Annotated in this window: 3 protein-coding genes, 5 tRNA genes and 7 rRNA genes (1 of these 15 cut by a window edge); 1 reads left to right on the top strand and 14 read right to left on the bottom strand. The window is 42.2% G+C overall.

Going from position 1 to position 19,346, the window contains the following annotated elements; all coding sequences use genetic code 11:
- Nucleotides 1–14: 14 nt before the first annotated feature.
- The 11 genes from ACTG44_RS01050 to ACTG44_RS01000 form a co-directional block, all read right to left on the bottom strand.
- Nucleotides 15–2,912: ribosomal RNA gene (locus tag ACTG44_RS01050) — 23S ribosomal RNA — on the bottom strand.
- A gap of 268 nt (nt 2,913–3,180) precedes the next feature.
- A tRNA-Ala gene (locus ACTG44_RS01045) sits at nt 3,181–3,256 on the bottom strand.
- Between the two features lie 55 nt (nt 3,257–3,311).
- A 16S ribosomal RNA gene (locus ACTG44_RS01040) occupies nt 3,312–4,814 on the bottom strand.
- A gap of 110 nt (nt 4,815–4,924) precedes the next feature.
- A tRNA-Ile gene (locus ACTG44_RS01035) sits at nt 4,925–5,001 on the bottom strand.
- A gap of 11 nt (nt 5,002–5,012) precedes the next feature.
- Nucleotides 5,013–5,101: transfer RNA gene (locus ACTG44_RS01030), tRNA-Leu, on the bottom strand.
- 5 nt (nt 5,102–5,106) lie between these two features.
- A 5S ribosomal RNA gene (gene rrf, locus ACTG44_RS01025) occupies nt 5,107–5,223 on the bottom strand.
- Nucleotides 5,224–5,423: 200 nt separating this feature from the next.
- Nucleotides 5,424–8,320 (bottom strand): 23S ribosomal RNA (locus tag ACTG44_RS01020).
- A 310-nt stretch (nt 8,321–8,630) separates the two neighbouring features.
- Nucleotides 8,631–8,706 (bottom strand) — tRNA-Ala (locus ACTG44_RS01015).
- Between the two features lie 55 nt (nt 8,707–8,761).
- Nucleotides 8,762–10,264: ribosomal RNA gene (locus ACTG44_RS01010) — 16S ribosomal RNA — on the bottom strand.
- The 16S, 23S and 5S rRNA genes sit together here with 4 tRNA genes alongside, the layout of an rRNA operon.
- 803 nt (nt 10,265–11,067) lie before the next feature.
- Nucleotides 11,068–11,607, bottom strand: coding sequence for an anaerobic ribonucleoside-triphosphate reductase activating protein (nrdG, locus tag ACTG44_RS01005; protein ID WP_021382529.1), 540 nt, complete (start codon nt 11,605–11,607; stop codon nt 11,068–11,070).
- A gap of 20 nt (nt 11,608–11,627) precedes the next feature.
- Nucleotides 11,628–13,979: an anaerobic ribonucleoside triphosphate reductase gene (locus tag ACTG44_RS01000; RefSeq protein ID WP_479921117.1), complete on the bottom strand. Its 2,352-nt coding sequence runs from the start codon at nt 13,977–13,979 to the stop codon at nt 11,628–11,630.
- A 372-nt stretch (nt 13,980–14,351) separates the two neighbouring features.
- Here ACTG44_RS01000 and ACTG44_RS00995 point away from each other — a divergent pair, with 372 nt between their 5' ends.
- On the top strand, nt 14,352–15,536 hold the full coding sequence (locus ACTG44_RS00995) for a pyridoxal phosphate-dependent aminotransferase (protein ID WP_021382527.1): 1,185 nt from the start codon (nt 14,352–14,354) through the stop codon (nt 15,534–15,536).
- A gap of 316 nt (nt 15,537–15,852) precedes the next feature.
- On the opposite strand, the gene rrf (ACTG44_RS00990) is transcribed toward ACTG44_RS00995, so the two are convergent.
- The 3 genes from rrf (ACTG44_RS00990) to ACTG44_RS00980 form a co-directional block, all read right to left on the bottom strand.
- Nucleotides 15,853–15,969 (bottom strand): 5S ribosomal RNA (gene rrf, locus ACTG44_RS00990).
- A gap of 114 nt (nt 15,970–16,083) precedes the next feature.
- A 23S ribosomal RNA gene (locus ACTG44_RS00985) occupies nt 16,084–18,980 on the bottom strand.
- Nucleotides 18,981–19,291: 311 nt separating this feature from the next.
- Nucleotides 19,292–19,346, bottom strand: a tRNA-Ala gene (locus ACTG44_RS00980) (it continues 21 nt past the right edge of the window).

Below are 19,346 nucleotides of genomic sequence, written 5' to 3'. Positions count from 1 at the left end.
GGACATCAAATAATTTGGTCAAGTCCTCGACCTATTAGTATCGATAAGCTAAATACATTGCTGCACTTACACCTTCGACCTATCAACCAGATAGTCTTTCTGGGGTCTTACCCTTGCGGTGGGAAATCTTATCTTGAAGTTGGCTTCGCGCTTAGATGCTTTCAGCGCTTATCCATTCCGTACATAGCTACCCAGCCATGCCCTTGGCAGAACAACTGGTACACCAGAGGTACGTCCATCCCGGTCCTCTCGTACTAAGGACAGGTCTTCTCAAATTTCCTACGCCTGCGACGGATAGGGACCGAACTGTCTCACGACGTTCTGAACCCAGCTCGCGTACCACTTTAATGGGCGAACAGCCCAACCCTTGGGACCTACTACAGCCCCAGGATGTGATGAGCCGACATCGAGGTGCCAAACCTCCCCGTCGATGTGGACTCTTGGGGGAGATAAGCCTGTTATCCCCAGGGTAGCTTTTATCCGTTGAGCGATGGCCCTTCCACGCAGAACCACCGGATCACTAAGTCCGATTTTCATCCTTGCTCGACCTGTATGTCTTGCAATCAAGCTCTCTTTTGCCTTTACACTCTACGTACGATTTCCGACCGTACTGAGAGAACCTTTGAGCGCCTCCGTTACCTTTTGGGAGGCGACCGCCCCAGTCAAACTGCCCACCTGACAGTGTCCCAAGACCAGATTCATGGCCTATGGTTAGAGTCCCAGTACTACAAGGGTGGTATCCCAAGGATGGCTCCGCCAAAACTGGCGTCCTGGTTTCAAAGCCTCCCACCTATCCTGTACATGTAGTACCAAGACCCAATGTCAAGCTACAGTAAAGCTCCATGGGGTCTTTCCGTCCTGTCGCAGGTATCCGGCATCTTCACCGGAATTACAATTTCACCGAGTCTGTTGTTGAGACAGTGCCCAAATCGTTACGCCTTTCGTGCGGGTCGGAACTTACCCGACAAGGAATTTCGCTACCTTAGGACCGTTATAGTTACGGCCGCCGTTTACTGGGGCTTAAGTTCACTGCTTCGATTGCTCTAACAGATCCCCTTAACCTTCCAGCACCGGGCAGGCGTCAGCTCCTATACATCGTCTTGCGACTTAGCAGAAACCTATGTTTTTGGTAAACAGTCGCTTGGGCCTATTCTCTGCGGCCACCGGATGGTGGCACCCCTTATCCCTAAGTTACGGGGTCATTTTGCCGAGTTCCTTAACAACAGTTCTCTCGCGGGCCTTAGGATACTCTCCTCACCCACCTGTGTCGGTTTGCGGTACGGGTACCTTTAACCTCGATAGAGACTTTTCTTGACAGTGTGAAATCAGCTACTTCGCTACTAAATTTCGCTCCCCATCACATCCCAGCATTATCAAAGCGGATTTACCTACTCTGACTGCCTCAATGCTTGGGCACACATAACCAACAGTGTGCTTAGCTTATCCTACTGTGTCATCCCATCTCTCAAACGGTTATCGGTAGTACAGGAATATCAACCTGTTGTCCATCACCTACGCCTTTCGGCCTCAGCTTAGGTCCCGACTAACCCAGGGCGGACGAACCTTCCCCTGGAAACCTTGGGTTTACGGCCTGTGGGATTCTCACCCACATCTCGCTACTCATGCCAACATTCTCACTCCCATACTGTCCACATGTCCTTACGGTCATGCTTCAACCCGTATGGGAAGCTCCCCTACCCATCATTACTGATGCCGTAGCTTCGGTAGTAAGTTTTAGCCCCGGAAATCTTCGGCGCAGGATCACTCGACCAGTGAGCTATTACGCACTCTTTGAATGAGTGGCTGCTTCTAAGCCAACATCCTGGTTGTCTGTGCAATCCCACATCCTTTACCACTTAACTTACATTTAGGGACCTTAGCTGACGATCTGGGCTGTTGCCCTTTCGACTATGAATCTTATCACCCACAGTCTGACTCCCAAGTATAAGATGACGGCATTCGGAGTTTGATAGTCTTCGGTAGGTGCAATACCCCCTAGGACATTCAGTGCTCTACCTCCGTATCTCTCACCTTGAGGCTAGCCCTAAAGCTATTTCGGGGAGAACCAGCTATCTCCGGGCTCGATTGGAATTTCACCGCTACCCACAAGTCATCCCCGAGCTTTTCAACGCTCGTGGGTTCGGACCTCCACGAAATTTTACTTTCGCTTCATCCTGCTCATGGGTAGGTCGCCCGGTTTCGGGTCTACGTCAAGTAACTGAACGCTCAGTTAAAACTCGCTTTCGCTACGGCTCCACACCTTAAGTGCTTAACCTTGCTACTTAACGTAACTCGTTGGCCCGTTCTACAAAAAGTACGCGGTCACACAAGAAATGTGCTTCCACAGCTTGTAAGTGCAGGGTTTCAGGTTCTATTTCACTCCCCTCCCGGGGTTCTTTTCACCTTTCCCTCACGGTACTATACGCTATCGGTCACTAGGTAGTATTTAGCCTTGGAGGGTGGTCCCTCCTGCTTCCCACAGGGTTTCACGTGTCCCGTGGTACTCTGGATCATATCTAAAGTCTTCTCGTTTAACATACAGGACTATTACCTTCTGTGGTGGGTCTTTCCAAACCTCTTCAATTACGATACCTCTTCGTTATGATATGTCCGCAACCCCAATAAAGAAAACTTTATTGGTTTGGGCTATTCCGCGTTCGCTCGCCGCTACTTACGGAATCGAATTTCTTTCTCTTCCTTCAGGTACTTAGATGTTTCAGTTCCCTGAGTTCCCCTCATTAAGCTATGTATTCACTTAATGATACTTAGACATTACTCTAAGTGAGTTTCCTCATTCGGAAATCTTCGGATCAAAGTTTACGTGCAACTCCCCGAAGCTTATCGCAGCTTATCACGTCCTTCATCGGCTCCTAGTGCCAAGGCATCCGCCCTGCACCCTTAATAACTTGACCAGTTAAAAAGGTTTGATAGATTAAAGTCTATCAACTTGATAATTTTAAAAAGTTATCAGCTTTATATATTACAAATTAGATGTCATATCACTAAATATATATGCAGTTTTCAAAGTGCTAGCGCACAGCGCCAACAAACAAACTTCACATTCGTTCAGTTTATTCTGTTGCTTAAAGTGCTAACGCACAAGGCTTGTATAAAAATAAGCTTAAAGTGCATGTAAGAGTCTACTAGATAAATCAAAGATTTAAGTAATATGCTCTTAAATGGTGGAGATGAGGAGAGTCGAACTCCTGACCCCTTGCTTGCAAGGCAAGTGCTCTCCCAACTGAGCTACACCCCCAAATATGAAGTTCATAAAGAACTTTCAAAATTAAACAGTAGGCAATTCTCCTTAGAAAGGAGGTGATCCAGCCGCACCTTCCGATACGGCTACCTTGTTACGACTTCACCCCAGTTATTGATTCCACCTTCGACGACTTCTTCCAAAAGGTTAGATAATCGGCTTCGGGCGTCTCCAACTCCCGTGGTGTGACGGGCGGTGTGTACAAGACCCGGGAACGCATTCACCGCAGCATTCTGATCTGCGATTACTAGTAACTCCAGCTTCATGTAGGCGAGTTTCAGCCTACAATCCGAACTGAGAGTAGCTTTAAGGGATTAGCTCCACCTTACGGCTTGGCAACCCTCTGTACTACCCATTGTAGCACGTGTGTAGCCCTAAGCATAAGGGGCATGATGATTTGACGTCATCCCCACCTTCCTCCAGGTTATCCCTGGCAGTCTCTCTAGAGTGCCCAACTTAATGATGGCAACTAAAGACAAGGGTTGCGCTCGTTGCGGGACTTAACCCAACATCTCACGACACGAGCTGACGACAACCATGCACCACCTGTCACCAATGTCCCCGAAGGGAAGTCTCCGATTAAGGAGATGTCATTGGGATGTCAAGCTTAGGTAAGGTTCTTCGCGTTGCTTCGAATTAAACCACATGCTCCGCTACTTGTGCGGGTCCCCGTCAATTCCTTTGAGTTTCACTCTTGCGAGCGTACTTCCCAGGCGGAGTACTTAATGCGTTAGCTGCGGCACCGAGGGGGGTAACCCCCGACACCTAGTACTCATCGTTTACAGCGTGGACTACCAGGGTATCTAATCCTGTTTGCTCCCCACGCTTTCGTGCCTCAGCGTCAGTTACAGTCCAGAGAGCCGCCTTCGCAACTGGTGTTCCTCCTAATATCTACGCATTTCACCGCTACACTAGGAATTCCACTCTCCTCTCCTGCACTCAAGTCTCCCAGTTTCAAGAGCTTACTACGGTTGAGCCGTAGCCTTTCACTCCTGACTTGAAAGACCGCCTACGCACCCTTTACGCCCAGTAAATCCGGATAACGCTAGCCCCCTACGTATTACCGCGGCTGCTGGCACGTAGTTAGCCGGGGCTTCCTCCTCAAGTACCGTCATTATCTTCCTTGAGGACAGAGTTTTACGACCCGAAGGCCTTCATCACTCACGCGGCGTTGCTGCATCAGGCTTTCGCCCATTGTGCAATATTCCCCACTGCTGCCTCCCGTAGGAGTTTGGACCGTGTCTCAGTTCCAATGTGGCCGATCACCCTCTCAGGTCGGCTACTGATCGTCGCCTTGGTAAGCCGTTACCTTACCAACTAGCTAATCAGACGCGGGTCCATCCTGTACTGGCTCACCTTTGATATTTAAGAGATGCCTCTCAAATATGTTATCCCGTATTAGCATACCTTTCGGTATGTTATCCGTGTGTACAGGGTAGGTTACCCACGCGTTACTCACCCGTCCGCCGCTCTTTACCGAAGTAAATCGCTCAACTTGCATGTGTTAGGCACGCCGCCAGCGTTCATCCTGAGCCAGGATCAAACTCTCAAATAAAAGTTTATCAGGCTCAGATACTATTGTTATCAAAATATCTGGCTTTATGGTTTGTTTCTTGTTTTATAAATTAACCTACTGTTTAATTTTCAAAGTTCTTTAAATTATTGTGGTGGGCCATCAGGGACTCGAACCCCAGACCTACCGGTTATGAGCCGGGCGCTCTAACCAACTGAGCTAATGGCCCACAATAATTTGTGGTGCCGAAGACCGGAATCGAACCGGTACGAGAGGTAAGTCCCGCAGGATTTTAAGTCCTGTGCGTCTGCCAGTTCCGCCACTTCGGCACATCACCTGGCTATGTCCTACTCTCCCAGGCAGTTTCCCACCAAGTACCATCAGCGCTAGAGAGCTTAACTTCTGTGTTCGGAATGGGAACAGGTGTATCCTCTCTGCTATTATAACCAGATTATTGTCTAAATTTTCATTTAACTTTTTTCTAAGACAAGTATTATAATAACATCTTTGTCTTATTATGTCAATACTTTTTTTATTCGATTTTTTAGTTTATAAAACTACTAAAAATCTATAATTTTTGACAAGTTTAAACATATAGAGTTAGCACTCTAAAAACTACACATATATTTTACTGAATGAACATCAAATAATTTGGTCAAGTCCTCGACCTATTAGTATCGATAAGCTAAATACATTGCTGCACTTACACCTTCGACCTATCAACCAGATAGTCTTTCTGGGGTCTTACCCTTGCGGTGGGAAATCTTATCTTGAAGTTGGCTTCGCGCTTAGATGCTTTCAGCGCTTATCCATTCCGTACATAGCTACCCAGCCATGCCCTTGGCAGAACAACTGGTACACCAGAGGTACGTCCATCCCGGTCCTCTCGTACTAAGGACAGGTCTTCTCAAATTTCCTACGCCTGCGACGGATAGGGACCGAACTGTCTCACGACGTTCTGAACCCAGCTCGCGTACCACTTTAATGGGCGAACAGCCCAACCCTTGGGACCTACTACAGCCCCAGGATGTGATGAGCCGACATCGAGGTGCCAAACCTCCCCGTCGATGTGGACTCTTGGGGGAGATAAGCCTGTTATCCCCAGGGTAGCTTTTATCCGTTGAGCGATGGCCCTTCCACGCAGAACCACCGGATCACTAAGTCCGATTTTCATCCTTGCTCGACCTGTATGTCTTGCAATCAAGCTCTCTTTTGCCTTTACACTCTACGTACGATTTCCGACCGTACTGAGAGAACCTTTGAGCGCCTCCGTTACCTTTTGGGAGGCGACCGCCCCAGTCAAACTGCCCACCTGACAGTGTCCCAAGACCAGATTCATGGCCTATGGTTAGAGTCCCAGTACTACAAGGGTGGTATCCCAAGGATGGCTCCGCCAAAACTGGCGTCCTGGTTTCAAAGCCTCCCACCTATCCTGTACATGTAGTACCAAGACCCAATGTCAAGCTACAGTAAAGCTCCATGGGGTCTTTCCGTCCTGTCGCAGGTATCCGGCATCTTCACCGGAATTACAATTTCACCGAGTCTGTTGTTGAGACAGTGCCCAAATCGTTACGCCTTTCGTGCGGGTCGGAACTTACCCGACAAGGAATTTCGCTACCTTAGGACCGTTATAGTTACGGCCGCCGTTTACTGGGGCTTAAGTTCACTGCTTCGATTACTCTAACAGATCCCCTTAACCTTCCAGCACCGGGCAGGCGTCAGCTCCTATACATCGTCTTGCGACTTAGCAGAAACCTATGTTTTTGGTAAACAGTCGCTTGGGCCTATTCTCTGCGGCCACCGGATGGTGGCACCCCTTATCCCTAAGTTACGGGGTCATTTTGCCGAGTTCCTTAACAACAGTTCTCTCGCGGGCCTTAGGATACTCTCCTCACCCACCTGTGTCGGTTTGCGGTACGGGTACCTTTAACCTCGATAGAGACTTTTCTTGACAGTGTGAAATCAGCTACTTCGCTACTAAATTTCGCTCCCCATCACATCCCAGCATTATCAAAGCGGATTTACCTACTCTGACTGCCTCAATGCTTGGGCACACATAACCAACAGTGTGCTTAGCTTATCCTACTGTGTCATCCCATCTCTCAAACGGTTATCGGTAGTACAGGAATATCAACCTGTTGTCCATCACCTACGCCTTTCGGCCTCAGCTTAGGTCCCGACTAACCCAGGGCGGACGAACCTTCCCCTGGAAACCTTGGGTTTACGGCCTGTGGGATTCTCACCCACATCTCGCTACTCATGCCAACATTCTCACTCCCATACTGTCCACATGTCCTTACGGTCATGCTTCAACCCGTATGGGAAGCTCCCCTACCCATCATAATGATGCCGTAGCTTCGGTAGTAAGTTTTAGCCCCGGAAATCTTCGGCGCAGGATCACTCGACCAGTGAGCTATTACGCACTCTTTGAATGAGTGGCTGCTTCTAAGCCAACATCCTGGTTGTCTGTGCAATCCCACATCCTTTACCACTTAACTTACATTTAGGGACCTTAGCTGACGATCTGGGCTGTTGCCCTTTCGACTATGAATCTTATCACCCACAGTCTGACTCCCAAGTATAAGATGACGGCATTCGGAGTTTGATAGTCTTCGGTAGGTGCAATACCCCCTAGGACATTCAGTGCTCTACCTCCGTATCTCTCACCTTGAGGCTAGCCCTAAAGCTATTTCGGGGAGAACCAGCTATCTCCGGGCTCGATTGGAATTTCACCGCTACCCACAAGTCATCCCCGAGCTTTTCAACGCTCGTGGGTTCGGACCTCCACGAAATTTTACTTTCGCTTCATCCTGCTCATGGGTAGGTCGCCCGGTTTCGGGTCTACGTCAAGTAACTGAACGCTCAGTTAAAACTCGCTTTCGCTACGGCTCCACACCTTAAGTGCTTAACCTTGCTACTTAACGTAACTCGTTGGCCCGTTCTACAAAAAGTACGCGGTCACACAAGAAATGTGCTTCCACAGCTTGTAAGTGCAGGGTTTCAGGTTCTATTTCACTCCCCTCCCGGGGTTCTTTTCACCTTTCCCTCACGGTACTATACGCTATCGGTCACTAGGTAGTATTTAGCCTTGGAGGGTGGTCCCTCCTGCTTCCCACAGGGTTTCACGTGTCCCGTGGTACTCTGGATCATATCTAAAGTCTTCTCGTTTAACATACAGGACTATTACCTTCTGTGGTGGGTCTTTCCAAACCTCTTCAATTACGATACCTCTTCGTTATGATATGTCCGCAACCCCAATAAAGAAAACTTTATTGGTTTGGGCTATTCCGCGTTCGCTCGCCGCTACTTACGGAATCGAATTTCTTTCTCTTCCTTCAGGTACTTAGATGTTTCAGTTCCCTGAGTTCCCCTCATTAAGCTATGTATTCACTTAATGATACTTAGACATTACTCTAAGTGAGTTTCCTCATTCGGAAATCTTCGGATCAAAGTTTACGTGCAACTCCCCGAAGCTTATCGCAGCTTATCACGTCCTTCATCGGCTCCTAGTGCCAAGGCATCCACCCTGCACCCTTAATAACTTGACCAGTTAAAAAGGTTTGATAGATTAAAGTCTATCAACTTGATAATTTTAAAAAGTTATCAGCTTTATATATTACAAATTAGATGTCATATCACTAAATATATATGCAGTTTTCAAAGTGCTAGCGCACAGCGCCAACGGATAAATCCCGTTGCTTAAAGTGCTAACGCACGTCGCCAACAAACAAACTTCACATTCGTTCAGTTTATTCTGTTGCTTAAAGTGCTAACGCACAAGGCTTGTATAAAAATAAGCTTAAAGTGCATGTAAGAGTCTACTAAATAAATCAAAGATTTAAGTAATATGCTCTTAAATGGTGGAGATGAGGAGAGTCGAACTCCTGACCCCTTGCTTGCAAGGCAAGTGCTCTCCCAACTGAGCTACACCCCCAAATATGAAGTTCATAAAGAACTTTCAAAATTAAACAGTAGGCAATTCTCCTTAGAAAGGAGGTGATCCAGCCGCACCTTCCGATACGGCTACCTTGTTACGACTTCACCCCAGTTATTGATTCCACCTTCGACGACTTCTTCCAAAAGGTTAGATAATCGGCTTCGGGCGTCTCCAACTCCCGTGGTGTGACGGGCGGTGTGTACAAGACCCGGGAACGCATTCACCGCAGCATTCTGATCTGCGATTACTAGTAACTCCAGCTTCATGTAGGCGAGTTTCAGCCTACAATCCGAACTGAGAGTAGCTTTAAGGGATTAGCTCCACCTTACGGCTTGGCAACCCTCTGTACTACCCATTGTAGCACGTGTGTAGCCCTAAGCATAAGGGGCATGATGATTTGACGTCATCCCCACCTTCCTCCAGGTTATCCCTGGCAGTCTCTCTAGAGTGCCCAACTTAATGATGGCAACTAAAGACAAGGGTTGCGCTCGTTGCGGGACTTAACCCAACATCTCACGACACGAGCTGACGACAACCATGCACCACCTGTCACCAATGTCCCCGAAGGGAACTCTCCGATTAAGGAGATGTCATTGGGATGTCAAGCTTAGGTAAGGTTCTTCGCGTTGCTTCGAATTAAACCACATGCTCCGCTACTTGTGCGGGTCCCCGTCAATTCCTTTGAGTTTCACTCTTGCGAGCGTACTTCCCAGGCGGAGTACTTAATGCGTTAGCTGCGGCACCGAGGGGGGTAACCCCCGACACCTAGTACTCATCGTTTACAGCGTGGACTACCAGGGTATCTAATCCTGTTTGCTCCCCACGCTTTCGTGCCTCAGCGTCAGTTACAGTCCAGAGAGCCGCCTTCGCAACTGGTGTTCCTCCTAATATCTACGCATTTCACCGCTACACTAGGAATTCCACTCTCCTCTCCTGCACTCAAGTCTCCCAGTTTCAAGAGCTTACTACGGTTGAGCCGTAGCCTTTCACTCCTGACTTGAAAGACCGCCTACGCACCCTTTACGCCCAGTAAATCCGGATAACGCTAGCCCCCTACGTATTACCGCGGCTGCTGGCACGTAGTTAGCCGGGGCTTCCTCCTCAAGTACCGTCATTATCTTCCTTGAGGACAGAGTTTTACGACCCGAAGGCCTTCATCACTCACGCGGCGTTGCTGCATCAGGCTTTCGCCCATTGTGCAATATTCCCCACTGCTGCCTCCCGTAGGAGTTTGGACCGTGTCTCAGTTCCAATGTGGCCGATCACCCTCTCAGGTCGGCTACTGATCGTCGCCTTGGTAAGCCGTTACCTTACCAACTAGCTAATCAGACGCGGGTCCATCCTGTACTGGCTCACCTTTGATATTCAAGAGATGCCTCCCAAATATATTATCCCGTATTAGCATACCTTTCGGTATGTTATCCGTGTGTACAGGGTAGGTTACCCACGCGTTACTCACCCGTCCGCCGCTCTTTACCGAAGTAAATCGCTCAACTTGCATGTGTTAGGCACGCCGCCAGCGTTCATCCTGAGCCAGGATCAAACTCTCAAATAAAAGTTTATCAGGCTCAGATACTATTGTTATCAAAATATCTGGCTTTATGGTTTGTTTCTTGTTTATAAATTAACCTACTGTTTAATTTTCAAAGTTCTTTATGCCTTATCTGTTTGCCCTTTTCTTGAGGACAAGTATTACTATACCAACTTTTCCTTTTAGAGTCAATAACTTTTTTTACATTTTTTATTTTCAAATATCTTATTTATCTATATATGGTTATATTATCCACATTATAAACAACTGATTCATATTGTTTTAACTTATTACATTAAATATTATCCACATTATAAACATATTTATCCACAAATTACAAAATTTAATATTTTTTATACAAATACATACTTTATATGTAATTAGCCTTATTCATTCGACTGATTTATATTATAAAATTTATTTCTAAGCTAAATACAAGCCAAGAAATTCAGTTAAAATACCTATTTTAAACCTTTTCTATTTTTTAAGATACTTAATACTAATATTAATAATACTAGGTAAATAACTTTTTAAGATACTTATCAACATTTAATCATTTATTTAAATATTTCTACTATAGTAATTAAATACCTTTAAATCCCAATTGAATATTCTAGTTTCTTAGCAAAGAATCCATTACTTCATATCTTATATATTTTTAGAAACTATACATTAAACTAATCTAACTTATAAAATAGTTAAATTAGAATAACACAATGAGTATTTTTATTTAAGCATTATATCTTAATATAATACAAATTTAAGACATTACATAAAGATAGATGGGAGTAAATATATTAATATATTTACTCCCATCTATTTATATTTTATTCTGCTATAGATAAATCATCTTTCATGTATTGTTCAACTAAAAATACTTTTTTATATTTCAAACTTTTTTGTACATCAATTATTCTTTGATTTGATGAACCTCTAAACTTTAAACTTATATCTTTTTTCTCAGCTATAAATTTTCCATCTACTAAAATATCGATTTGTTTTAGTAAATTTAAATTTTTAAAATATCTACTATTTTTCTTATCTAATAACTGCTCAAATGTAAATCCAGTATATGACCATACATCCAATCCGTTTCTTTTAGCTTCTTTTGCAATTTCTTCTAATGGTTCTGGTTGTAAAAATGGTTCTCCCCCTGATAATGTAATACCCTTTTGTAACTTTAATGATTTTATCTTATTTATAATTTCTTCTGTATCCATATAAAATCCCCCACATAAATCGTGTGTCTGAGGATTATGGCATTCTTTACAATTATGAATACATCCTTGAGTCCATATTACCATCCTTAATCCTGGTCCATCAACTATACTGTCATGGCTTATAGTAGATGACATTCTTATTTTCATAACTATTCCTCCAAATAAAACTATCTATGCTTTACCCTATCTCTTACTTCAGCTTTTTTTGCATTATTAAATCTGTCAACTGTGCCAACTAAATATCCTGTTATTCTTCTTATTCTTTCAAATTTGATATCACTTTCATCTTCATTTCTTCCACATACAGGACATATGTTACTTGCTATTACACCTGAAAAACCACATATTGGATCTCTATCTACAGGATGATTTATGCTTCCATATCCTATGCCTAAGTCTTTCATGGCTTTTATAACTGTCTCAAAAGCTTCTAGATTATCTGATGGATCTCCATCTAATTCCACATATGTTATATGACCTGCATTAGTCAGTTCATGATATGGAGCTTCTATCTCGATTTTCTCATATGCACTTATATTATAATAAACTGGTACATGGAATGAGTTAGTGTAATATTCTTTGTCTGTTATACCTTTAATTTCTCCATATACTTTTTTATCTATTTTAGTAAATCTACCTGAAAGACCTTCTGCTGGTGTACCCATTAAAGAGAAATTTAATTTGTATTTATTTGTCGCTTCATCCATTCTAGCTCTCATATGTGACACTATTTTTAATCCTAATTCTTGAGCTTCTTTACTTTCTCCATGATGTTTACCTATAAGAGCAATAAGACACTCTGCTAAACCTATAAATCCAATTGTCAATGTTCCTTGTTTTATTACTTCTTTTAATGTATCTTCTGGTCCTAAGTCATCAGAGCCTTTCCATACTCCTTGCCCCATCAAGAATGGGAAATTCTTCATTTTTTTATTTCCTTGAACCTCAAGACGCTCTAATAATTGTTCTATAATTAAGTCTATCTTCTCATCTAATTCTTCAAAAAAGCTGTCTAAATTAGCTTTTTCACCATTTACAATACCATGTTTTATACCCAGTCTAGGTAAATTAACTGTAGTAAAAGATATATTTCCTCTACCACTAACTGTTTCTGAACCACATACATTACTAAGTACTCTTGTTCTACAACCCATATATGTAGCCTCTGTATCTGGTTCACCTTTTCTGTAATATTTAGCATTAAAAGGCGCATCTAAGAAACTAAAATTAGGAAATAGTCTTTTAGCTGATACTCTGCATGATAATTTAAATAAATCATAGTTAGGGTCTTCAGGATTTAAATTTACTCCTTCTTTAACCTTAAATATTAAAATTGGAAAAATTGGTGTTTCTCCATTACCTAGTCCTCTTTCTTGAGATAATAGAAGATTCTTAGTTACCATTCTTCCTTCTTCAGAAATATCTGTTCCAAAGTTCACACTTGAAAATGGTACTTGTGCACCTGCTCTAGAATGCATTGTATTTAAATTATGTATAAATGCTTCCATAGATTGGTATGTTTTTTTATCAGTTTCTCTATATGATTCTTCAAATGCAAAATTCTGCATGTTATTTACAAGTTCTTCATCAATATCAAAAGTTTCTACTAATTTCTCTTTTTCTAAATTTAGATATAGTTCTTCTCTCTTAAGGCCAACCTTTTGATTTGTTTCTTTCTCTGTATTATATACTATGTCCTTTATTGCATCATTATTTTCAATTCCTTTAAATAACTTTAATGCTTTAGCTAAGTTTCCTATGTAAAATTTCTTAAAGGTCTTATATACACCTTCAGCCAATCCATAATCGAAAAATGGTATACTTTGACCTCCATGTTGATCATTTTGATTACTTTGTATAGCGATTGCAGCTAATGCTCCATAACTTATTATATCTTGTGGTTCTCTTAAAAATCCATGTCCTGTTGAAAATCCACCATTAAATAGTTTTTTAACATCTATCTGGCAACAAGTTAATGTACCCATATTTAAAAAGTCCATATCATGTATGTGTATATCTCCATTCTCATGGGCAAAAGAATGTTCTGGCTTTAATATATGAGTCTTACAAAATTCTTTAGATACAGTGCTTCCATATTGTAGCATAGTTCCCATAGCTGTATTACCATTAATGTTTGCATTTTCTCTTTTTATGTCAGCATCTTCTGCATCCTCAAAAGTAATCTCCTCTATTGCCTTCATCAATCTTGTTTTTGAATTTCTTATTCTACTTCTTTCAGTCCTATATATTATGTATTCTTCGCTAGTTTTTGCATGACCAGTTTCTATAAGAATCTTAACTACTGAATCTTGAATATCTTCAACACTTGGAACTGTTTCTGAATATTTATGATTTAAAAATCTTATTACTTCCTGAGTTAATTGCTCAGATAATTTATAATCGGGTACTATTCCTTCCCTTTCTGCAACATTTGTCGCTGCTAAAAATATAGCTCTTGTTATTCTATCTTCATTAAATGGGATTACTCTTCCATCTCTTTTTTTTACGAATTCAACCAATTAAAAAAACCTCCTATTACTATATATTGTATTTTATTAATCTACATACCACTATATGTAGTATATTAAGTCTAAAAAAATCCCCTTCAACTAAGTTAAAGGGATTATCTTAATAATTTCTATATTAAGATTACCAAATTTGTACATAATAGTCAAACTTACGCAAGTCATTGCAAATACTATCTAGATATTTTGAACAGTAGCGTTTCTAACAACTCTGAGAGTCAAAACTTTTTTCTCTTTTTTTTACACTAATTTTAGGCAAAAAACGTATAATTTCATATACATTAATGTATATATCTACAAATTTCCTTATGTAAATTCTTTAAAATTGTCGTATAATATAAATAATAATTTAAAAGGAGGCATTTTATGTTATCAAAAAGACTAAACTTTATAACTCCATCCTACACAATAGGTATTAGTTCAAAAGTTAAAGAAATGGAAAATAACGGAATTAAAGTAATAAATCTTAGTATAGGAGAACCTGATTTCAACGTACCTAATAATGCAAAAACTTATGGTATTGATTCTTTAAATAAAGATTGTACTAAATATGATTTAGTTCCAGGATTAAAAATACTTAGAGAGGAAATTTGTAAAAAACTTATTAATGAAAATAACTGTAAATATTCAATAGATGAAATAGTCATATCAAGTGGAGCAAAAAACTCTATAACAAATACTTTACTAGCTTTAACAGATGAAGGAGATGAAGTATTATTGCCAAAACCTTATTGGGTTAGTTATCCTGAAATGGTTAAATTGGTTAATGCTGTTCCAGTTTTCATTGATACTAAAAAAGAAAATGAATTCAAGTTAACAAAAGATGAGCTTGAAAAATCTATAACAAATAAAACAAAAATTCTTGTAATAAATAATCCTTCAAATCCTACTGGTAGTGTTTATACAAGAGATGAGTTAATAGAAATAGTAGATGTATGTATACAAAATAAAATATATATTTTAGCTGATGAAATATATGAAAAAATATGCTATAACGGAGAATTTACATCAATTGCATCATTAAGTGAGGAAGCCAAAGATATAACAATAACTGTAAATGGTTTTTCTAAATCTGCTGCAATGACTGGATTAAGACTAGGATATACAGCATCTAATAAAACGATTGCTAAAGCAATGAGCTCTATACAGGGACATCTTATATCTCATCCAAGTTTAACAGCACAATACATAGCATATGGAGCCTTAAAAGATTGCTCAACTGATATAGATAATATGGTTAAGACATATAAATCTAGAAGAGACTTAATTACATCAAAATTAGACTCTATCGAAAATGTAGGATATGTAAATCCAAATGGCGCATTTTATGCATTTATAGACCTTTCTAAAGTATCTGAGAGATTTGAGTATAAGGATAGCTTTTCTATAGAATTTTGTAATCAATTTCTAGAAGAATATAACGTTGCAGTTGTTCCTGGAATAGCATTTGGCATGGATAAATATATTCGTATATCTTATGCTTGCAGTGAAAATACTTTCTTATCTGGATTAGATAAATTAAAAGAGTTTGTATATAAAATAATGGCATAATAACAATTTAAATTAAATAATTCCTAGATATAATTGTATTAAATGATAGTTAACATACCAAATAAGTATATAAAATTTATTTAATAACTTAACTAAAATATTAGATAAAAAAATGAAAGAGGCTGTCTCAAAAGAGAGATAAGCCTCTTTTTCATTGTTGAAATGATAAAAATATATTTGATTTCACACAAAGAAGAGTGCCTCATAAACTAAAAAGTTCATTTTGAGACACCCCCCTTTATTTTTCAATTAAAACATTAAATCAAATAAAATGTTGAATTAATGTGCTAATTTAATTTATCATAATAAAAAGATTACGTGGCTACGTCCTACTCTCCCAGGCAGTTTCCCACCAAGTACCATCAGCGCTAGAGAGCTTAACTTCTGTGTTCGGAATGGGAACAGGTGTATCCTCTCTGCTATTGTAACCACATAATCTCTATGCTTAATATATCTATTAAGTTATTAGAATCTAGTAATACTAGTTTCTTTAGAGTTAGCACTCTAAAAACTACACATATATTTTACTGAATGAACATCAAATAATTTGGTCAAGTCCTCGACCTATTAGTATCGATAAGCTAAATACATTGCTGCACTTACACCTTCGACCTATCAACCAGATAGTCTTTCTGGGGTCTTACCCTTGCGGTGGGAAATCTTATCTTGAAGTTGGCTTCGCGCTTAGATGCTTTCAGCGCTTATCCATTCCGTACATAGCTACCCAGCCATGCCCTTGGCAGAACAACTGGTACACCAGAGGTACGTCCATCCCGGTCCTCTCGTACTAAGGACAGGTCTTCTCAAATTTCCTACGCCTGCGACGGATAGGGACCGAACTGTCTCACGACGTTCTGAACCCAGCTCGCGTACCACTTTAATGGGCGAACAGCCCAACCCTTGGGACCTACTACAGCCCCAGGATGTGATGAGCCGACATCGAGGTGCCAAACCTCCCCGTCGATGTGGACTCTTGGGGGAGATAAGCCTGTTATCCCCAGGGTAGCTTTTATCCGTTGAGCGATGGCCCTTCCACGCAGAACCACCGGATCACTAAGTCCGATTTTCATCCTTGCTCGACCTGTATGTCTTGCAATCAAGCTCTCTTTTGCCTTTACACTCTACGTACGATTTCCGACCGTACTGAGAGAACCTTTGAGCGCCTCCGTTACCTTTTGGGAGGCGACCGCCCCAGTCAAACTGCCCACCTGACAGTGTCCCAAGACCAGATTCATGGCCTATGGTTAGAGTCCCAGTACTACAAGGGTGGTATCCCAAGGATGGCTCCGCCAAAACTGGCGTCCTGGTTTCAAAGCCTCCCACCTATCCTGTACATGTAGTACCAAGACCCAATGTCAAGCTACAGTAAAGCTCCATGGGGTCTTTCCGTCCTGTCGCAGGTATCCGGCATCTTCACCGGAATTACAATTTCACCGAGTCTGTTGTTGAGACAGTGCCCAAATCGTTACGCCTTTCGTGCGGGTCGGAACTTACCCGACAAGGAATTTCGCTACCTTAGGACCGTTATAGTTACGGCCGCCGTTTACTGGGGCTTAAGTTCACTGCTTCGATTGCTCTAACAGATCCCCTTAACCTTCCAGCACCGGGCAGGCGTCAGCTCCTATACATCGTCTTGCGACTTAGCAGAAACCTATGTTTTTGGTAAACAGTCGCTTGGGCCTATTCTCTGCGGCCACCGGATGGTGGCACCCCTTATCCCTAAGTTACGGGGTCATTTTGCCGAGTTCCTTAACAACAGTTCTCTCGCGGGCCTTAGGATACTCTCCTCACCCACCTGTGTCGGTTTGCGGTACGGGTACCTTTAACCTCGATAGAGACTTTTCTTGACAGTGTGAAATCAGCTACTTCGCTACTAAATTTCGCTCCCCATCACATCCCAGCATTATCAAAGCGGATTTACCTACTCTGACTGCCTCAATGCTTGGGCACACATAACCAACAGTGTGCTTAGCTTATCCTACTGTGTCATCCCATCTCTCAAACGGTTATCGGTAGTACAGGAATATCAACCTGTTGTCCATCACCTACGCCTTTCGGCCTCAGCTTAGGTCCCGACTAACCCAGGGCGGACGAACCTTCCCCTGGAAACCTTGGGTTTACGGCCTGTGGGATTCTCACCCACATCTCGCTACTCATGCCAACATTCTCACTCCCATACTGTCCACATGTCCTTACGGTCATGCTTCAACCCGTATGGGAAGCTCCCCTACCCATCATAATGATGCCGTAGCTTCGGTAGTAAGTTTTAGCCCCGGAAATCTTCGGCGCAGGATCACTCGACCAGTGAGCTATTACGCACTCTTTGAATGAGTGGCTGCTTCTAAGCCAACATCCTGGTTGTCTGTGCAATCCCACATCCTTTACCACTTAACTTACATTTAGGGACCTTAGCTGACGATCTGGGCTGTTGCCCTTTCGACTATGAATCTTATCACCCACAGTCTGACTCCCAAGTATAAGATGACGGCATTCGGAGTTTGATAGTCTTCGGTAGGTGCAATACCCCCTAGGACATTCAGTGCTCTACCTCCGTATCTCTCACCTTGAGGCTAGCCCTAAAGCTATTTCGGGGAGAACCAGCTATCTCCGGGCTCGATTGGAATTTCACCGCTACCCACAAGTCATCCCCGAGCTTTTCAACGCTCGTGGGTTCGGACCTCCACGAAATTTTACTTTCGCTTCATCCTGCTCATGGGTAGGTCGCCCGGTTTCGGGTCTACGTCAAGTAACTGAACGCTCAGTTAAAACTCGCTTTCGCTACGGCTCCACACCTTAAGTGCTTAACCTTGCTACTTAACGTAACTCGTTGGCCCGTTCTACAAAAAGTACGCGGTCACACAAGAAATGTGCTTCCACAGCTTGTAAGTGCAGGGTTTCAGGTTCTATTTCACTCCCCTCCCGGGGTTCTTTTCACCTTTCCCTCACGGTACTATACGCTATCGGTCACTAGGTAGTATTTAGCCTTGGAGGGTGGTCCCTCCTGCTTCCCACAGGGTTTCACGTGTCCCGTGGTACTCTGGATCATATCTAAAGTCTTCTCGTTTAACATACAGGACTATTACCTTCTGTGGTGGGTCTTTCCAAACCTCTTCAATTACGATACCTCTTCGTTATGATATGTCCGCAACCCCAATAAAGAAAACTTTATTGGTTTGGGCTATTCCGCGTTCGCTCGCCGCTACTTACGGAATCGAATTTCTTTCTCTTCCTTCAGGTACTTAGATGTTTCAGTTCCCTGAGTTCCCCTCATTAAGCTATGTATTCACTTAATGATACTTAGACATTACTCTAAGTGAGTTTCCTCATTCGGAAATCTTCGGATCAAAGTTTACGTGCAACTCCCCGAAGCTTATCGCAGCTTATCACGTCCTTCATCGGCTCCTAGTGCCAAGGCATCCGCCCTGCACCCTTAATAACTTGACCAGTTAAAAAGGTTTGATAGATTAAAGTCTATCAACTTGATAATTTTAAAAAGTTATCAGCTTTATATATTACAAATTAGATGTCATATCACTAAATATATATGCAGTTTTCAAAGTGCTAACGCACAGCGCCAACGGATAAATCCCGTTGCTTAAAGTGCTAACGCACGTCGCCAACAAACAAACTTCACATTCGTTCAGTTTATTCTGTTGCTTAAGGTGCTAATGCACAAGGCTTGTATAAAAATAAGCTTAAAGTGCAATCTAAGAGTCTACTAGATAAATCAAAGATTTAAGTAATATGCTCTTAAATGGTGGAGATGAGGAGAGTCGAACTCCTGACCCCTTGCTTGCAAGGCAAGTGCTC

The sequence above is a fragment of the Clostridioides sp. LIBA-2809 genome, from assembly GCF_056688965.1.
The sequence above is the reverse complement of the archived record's forward strand: the minus strand, read 5'-3'. Positions and strand labels throughout refer to the sequence as shown.